The organism is Sphingobacterium shayense (genome assembly GCF_013179575.1).
Lineage (GTDB): Bacteria > Bacteroidota > Bacteroidia > Sphingobacteriales > Sphingobacteriaceae > Sphingobacterium > Sphingobacterium shayense.
Genome location: NZ_JABMCQ010000220.1, coordinates 1 through 5105 on the forward strand (window position 1 = coordinate 1; position 5105 = coordinate 5105).

Consider the following 5105-nt stretch of genomic DNA (forward strand, 5'->3'; position numbering starts at 1 on the left):
CCAACTGTTTACCATCTCTTCTGTCGGTAAAGATTCCTTTTCGTTTTCAGGAGCCATTATAACAACATCACGGTTGGTATCAAGATAGTACTGATTTCCAATCGCCTCCACCTCTTTTAAGGTCAGCGTTGGGAGAAGCTGTTTAAGCAGCGCATAGGAGTCTTCGTTTCCTAAAGCAGGAGAATCTTTCAGAAAATGATTTAAATACGTATCCACATAGCTGTCGGACTTTTTCTTATCTCGCTCGATATAGGAGGTTTCTACATTTTTGTCTATAGCCGCTACCGCGCGTGCAAATTCGGTGACTGCAAAACCATGACGTTGCACCCGTTCCAGTTCCTGCACGAGAGCCTTAAATCCCGTTTCAAAAGCTTTGGGTTTCGCCACAAAATAAGCATCGTAAGCATCAAGACCACCAAGAAATTCACCGATGGAAACACCAGCCTGCACATACGGCGACTCGGCTGATTGCCCCAGTTCGCTAAGACGCGCGTTAACCATACTATTATACACCGATTTCAACAGACTCGTACGTAAATCACCGACTGTTTTTACTTTCGCTTCTGGATGCTTAACACTGATTTGACCAATCGTGTAGGTCATCTCTGGATCAGTAATAGCGATAAATTGGTTTTTGTCAAGCAATGGTACCTTATACTCTTCTCGTTTAGTGACACTTGATGGCGTTTTTAAGTCCGAAAATAGACGCTTAACCTCTGTCTCCATAGCCGCAATGTCTATATCGCCTACGATAATAATGGCTTGCAGGTCGGGACGATACCAGTCCGAATGAAATTTCCGTAATTGCTCGTATGGAAAATTAGTAATGCTCGCTTTAGTTCCTATTGGTAAACGTTTAGCATACCTGGAATTATTAAGCATAACAGGAAGATACTGGTCCTGCATGCGCTGCATAGCACCACGCCCCCCACGCATTTCCTCGAGTACTATTCCGCGTTCTTTATCAATCTCATCTTCTGCCAAAAGTGCATCCTGTGCCCAGTCGCGCATTACCTGCAAACCGTTTTTAAGTAACTCGGGGTCGTCCGACGGTATCGGCAGCTGATATACCGTTTGATCGAAACCGGTATAAGCATTTAAGTCACTTCCGAAACGTACGCCGGCTTTTTGCAGATAATCAACAAGCTCATTTTTGGGAAAATGCTTTAAACCATTGAAGTTCATATGCTCCAAAAAGTGGGCTAAACCTAATTGGTCTTCGGTTTCAAGTACCGATCCTACCTTAGTGGCCAGATACATAGTCACCCTATCCTTGGGTTCTACGTTTTTCCGAATATAATACCGGAACCCGTTTTCTAACTTTCCAGTCTTCACCTCCTTATCAAATGGAAGTAGAGTGTTCCAACTGGAGGTATCCGTTTGCAATATTGATCGTGGCGTAGCATTCATGCCCGTGGGAGTAGCATAGCCGAAATGCATCAATGCAGGCAGCAAAAATGCTAAAGTAATGGGTTTTATGACGTTCATTATTAGGTATAATTTAAAATCCGCGATAAACCTACGAAAAATTCATCATACAGTGATAAACACCATTTTTTTTAACGGATTTTACGGCTTTGCTAAACCAATCGAAAATTACCTACCTTTACAGCAATGAATTGGGAAATCGCCAAACGAGACTTTAAACGTTACCTTCAACTCGAGCGTAACTTGTCCCCTAATTCTATTGACGCCTACTTAAGCGACGTCCACAAACTCGAGGTATACTGCATCTACAAAAATATCACCATCGCGCAGATTACCACGCGCACCCTGCAACTCTTCTTAATGTATATGAACGATTTTGCAATTTCGCCATATACACAAGCCCGATTATTATCCGGAATAAAAACCTTTTTCGGCTTCTTGCAGATCGAATACGACCGAAAAGATAACCCAGCAGAACTTATCGAAACGCCACGTTTATCTCGTAAAATACCAAGCGTGCTAAGCGTTGTTGAAATCGAAGCTCTAATCGGAGCTATCGACCTTTCCTCTGGCGAAGGTATGCGTAACAAAGCAATAATAGAACTCCTCTATGGCTGCGGCCTTCGAGTATCCGAACTTGTCGGATTAAAAATTTCAAACTTGTTCTTAGACGTCGAATTTATCAAGGTCGAAGGCAAAGGCAGCAAGGAACGCCTAGTTCCGATCGGACAGCAGGCGATGAAATATCTAAAAATATATCTACACGAAATTCGTCCCCATAACCCCGTTCAACATGGTCATGAAGATATCGTTTTCTTAAACCGCAGAGGCAAACAGCTCTCACGTGTCATGGTCTTTATCATCATTAAAGATCTAGCTAAAAAAATCGGCTTGCAAAAAAACATAAGCCCTCACACCTTTAGACATTCTTTTGCTTCTCATCTTATCGAAGGAGGCGCAGATCTGCGCGCCGTACAAGATATGCTTGGCCACGAAAGCATTACCACTACAGAAATCTACACGCACGTAGATAAGGAATACCTACAGTCTATCATCACGCAATTTCACCCACGCTCCTAAAGAAACCGGTATTTCGAAAAGAAAAATAAACGACTGATAAACAAAATGTTAACAACGTAAAAACAAGGATTTAACACTAATTAATGATTTTAAGAATGGGCTTAGGCATAACTTTTGCATTTGCTTAGAAAAAAATCTATCGTATGTTAAAAAGACGAATATTAGTCATGGGACTCTTGGTCTCCGGTTTATTTATAGCTAGCTGTGGCGGAAAGAAAAAGTTTGCAGCTCTACAAACCCAACATCAAGAATTAGCCTCTAAATATCAGCAAAGTCAGATGGATCTGACAGAGGCTCGTGCAACAATAAAAAGCTTAGAAGATCAGCTTGCTCAAGAGCGTAAAAACAATGCCTCATTAAAAGAAGCATTAACACGTCTACAGGGCACCTTAGATGCGAGTATCAATCAAAACACCCAAGGGAATGTAAATATCTCTAAACTAGTGGATGAAATAAATGCATCGAACAAATACATTCAGCACTTGGTGAACACTAAAGCGAAAAGTGATTCCCTTAATATGGTGTTAACAAACAATTTGACTCGTTCACTTAGCCGCGAAGAACTGCAAGATGTCGACGTAAAGGTATTAAAAGGTGTAGTATACATTTCTCTTTCAGATAATATGCTTTACAAATCTGGTAGCTACGAGATCTCCGATCGTGCTGGCGAAACATTGAGCAAAATTGCTAAGATCATTCAGGATTACAAAGATTACGACGTATTAATTGAGGGTAACACAGATACAGACCCTATCACACAGCGTAACATTCGTAATAATTGGGATTTAAGTACGCTCCGAGCTTCATCCGTTGTACAGGCTCTACAAATTCAATACGGTATCGATCCTAAACGCTTAACTGCAGGCGGTCGCGGTGAATACAATCCTATTGCTGATAACAATACGCCCGAGGGTAAAGCACGCAATAGACGTACACAAATCATCATTACTCCGAAGTTAGATCAATTTATGGAATTAATTGATAAAGCTCCAGAGTCGTCGGAGGAAGCTGTAGACAGCAGCTACAATGAAAATACAGAGGAACCATTAGGTACAAACTAGCGGTTACTAAACATAATCTTTAAACCTTCGTAAATAAAATAAGGGTAGAAAATTTCTACCCTTATTTTATTTACGGTTATACCCCTAGATATCTCTTACTATGTTTTTTACTCACGGCATTTAAAAACATATAACCAGAAACACCAGAGATAATAGATCCAACGAGAATAGCGAGCTTCGCCTCCTCTATGTGCAATGGATCGTTAAACGACAACAAAGACACAAAGATTGACATCGTAAACCCGATCCCGCCCAGCATTCCAACACCGACAATATGTTTCCAGCTAGCAAGCTCTGGCAATTTGGCAAGTCCCGATTTGATGCATATGTAGCATGTGGTAAAAATGCCTAGTGTTTTACCTAAAAATAATCCTACAATGATACCGAGCCCCATATGAGAGCTCAACCCACCGATCATCTCACTTTGAAATGTAATGTTTGTATTGACCAGAGCGAACAAAGGCACGATGATAAAGTTTACAGGCTTCGCTAAAATATGCTCTAGCTTCTCTAACGGCGACTCCTTAGCGTCGACTGTTGTTGGAAGCGTCATTGCTACTAACACACCGGCAATCGTTGCATGTATCCCTGAATGGTGAATAAAGTACCAAATGAATACCCCCGGTACGATGTACATCCAAATCGATTTTACGCCGAAACGGTTAAAAAGCATTAACAATGCAAAAATCGCTCCCGCATAAAGCAAATATGTAGTGTGGAGTTCGGTTGAGTAAAAGAATGCGATCACTAGAATCGCAAGTAAATCGTCTACAATCGCCAAGGCTGCTAAAAATATTTTTAAACTTGCAGGCACTCGGTCACCGAGCATACTAATCACCGCAAGGGCAAACGCAATATCGGTAGCCATAGGAATTCCCCAACCATGCGCGGTCTCTAAGCCAAGATTAAAGCCACTATAAATGATAGCTGGAACAACAGCTCCGCCTATTGCGGCCAAAATAGGAAGAGCGGCTTGACGCGGAGAGGAAAGCTCTCCCTCGACAAGTTCACGCTTAATCTCAAGTCCAACGAGCAGGAAAAAAATAGCCATCAGACCATCGTTAATCCAAAGCGCGATGGAATATTTCAGATGAATCGTCTCTGATTCATAACCGATTACAGTAGTCAATAAACTATTGAAGGGCTCTGCTAAAGCAGTGTTAGCTATTATTAGCGAAATAATCAGAAACACAAATAGTAAAATTCCTCCACCTGTGCTCGAATTGAGGAACGATTTGAAAGTTCTCAGATTAATCAGTTTGGCCATGGTGCGAAGTTATCGAAAAATGTTCATTTCTCTCGTGAAAAAGCTTAAAAAGGATGGGCAACTAACACGTTCAATTTTCGATAGGAACTTAGACGTGAGGCGCGGGTTATTGGCATAAAAAAAGTCCCAGCAATGCTGGGACTTTAGTGTCCTCGGCGGATAGATTATGAGACTTGATTATCAATTATTTAATTAAAATGTTTACAAAATGTCTACAAAAACTCTTATTCTTATGACATTCCGGGTCTATTTGGCAACTGTGTCATCAC

The 5105-nt window shown here is 41.3% G+C and carries 4 protein-coding genes; 2 read left to right on the forward strand and 2 right to left on the reverse strand.

Annotation, left to right across the window (positions count from 1 at the left end; translation table 11 throughout):
• A partial coding sequence (locus tag HP439_RS17545; protein ID WP_172391632.1) for a M16 family metallopeptidase occupies nucleotides 1–1488 on the reverse strand: 1488 nt, incomplete at its 3' end.
• A gap of 126 nt (nucleotides 1489–1614) precedes the next feature.
• Between HP439_RS17545 and xerD the strand changes: the two genes are divergently transcribed.
• Both xerD and HP439_RS17555 read left to right on the forward strand, forming a co-directional pair.
• Complete coding sequence (xerD, locus tag HP439_RS17550; RefSeq protein WP_172391633.1) at nucleotides 1615–2508, forward strand: site-specific tyrosine recombinase XerD; 894 nt, start codon at nucleotides 1615–1617, stop codon at nucleotides 2506–2508.
• Nucleotides 2509–2651: 143 nt separating this feature from the next.
• Entirely contained in the window at nucleotides 2652–3569 is a 918-nt protein-coding gene (locus HP439_RS17555) for an OmpA/MotB family protein (RefSeq protein ID WP_172391634.1), read from the forward strand.
• A 76-nt stretch (nucleotides 3570–3645) separates the two neighbouring features.
• Here HP439_RS17555 and nhaA read toward each other — a convergent pair whose 3' ends face one another.
• Nucleotides 3646–4836, reverse strand: coding sequence for a Na+/H+ antiporter NhaA (gene nhaA / locus HP439_RS17560; RefSeq protein ID WP_172391635.1), 1191 nt, complete (start codon nucleotides 4834–4836; stop codon nucleotides 3646–3648).
• Nucleotides 4837–5105 lie beyond the last annotated feature (269 nt).

Bases quoted from the DNA above. Each gene is read 5' to 3' on its own strand.
- xerD (WP_172391633.1), top strand. From the start codon at position 1,615: ATGAATTGGGAAATCGCCAAACGAGACTTTAAACGTTACCTTCAACTC.
- HP439_RS17555 (WP_172391634.1), top strand. From the start codon at position 2,652: ATGTTAAAAAGACGAATATTAGTCATGGGACTCTTGGTCTCCGGTTTA.
- nhaA (WP_172391635.1), bottom strand. From the start codon at position 4,836: ATGGCCAAACTGATTAATCTGAGAACTTTCAAATCGTTCCTCAATTCG.